Origin of the sequence: Mesorhizobium sp. M8A.F.Ca.ET.165.01.1.1 (genome assembly GCF_004792065.1) — a bacterium.
In the GTDB taxonomy this organism is placed as follows: domain Bacteria; phylum Pseudomonadota; class Alphaproteobacteria; order Rhizobiales; family Rhizobiaceae; genus Mesorhizobium.
On the sequence record NZ_SRTH01000120.1, the window covers coordinates 1 to 359 of the forward strand.

1 protein-coding gene is annotated in these 359 nt (G+C 63.5%); it reads right to left on the reverse strand.

The window, feature by feature from the left end; translation table 11 throughout:
• Positions 1-222 (reverse strand): hypothetical protein (locus EN808_RS35365; RefSeq protein WP_135918234.1); only part of this gene is annotated, 222 nt, incomplete at its 3' end.
• Positions 223-359 lie beyond the last annotated feature (137 nt).

A 359-nucleotide genomic window follows, 5' to 3' on the forward strand; every position in this document is an offset into this window, starting at 1 on the left:
CTTGACGTCCGGAACGGTCTGCAGCTCGACAGTGTCAGGCACGGTCGAGCCCACGCCAAGCTCCAGGCCAAGCACATTGACCGAGGCGATCGGGTGCTTGTGGACATATTCCTTGACCACGGTCTGCTGCTCGGGCGTGACGATCACCTCGTCCGCGGCCGCGACGCCGATGCCGGCCATCAGAGCCAGGCCGGCGACAGCTGGAATGAGGGTGGTTTTCATCGTTTCTCTCCTGTTTGGATTCACGACGATCCTTCGGATCGCGTATGAGCGAGCTCCGCTCTGCCTCCGCGAGGGGCGGTAACATCGGCAGGACGAATCATGGAGCTCCCTGGGCAAACGCTGCCGGCGGGGGGTTG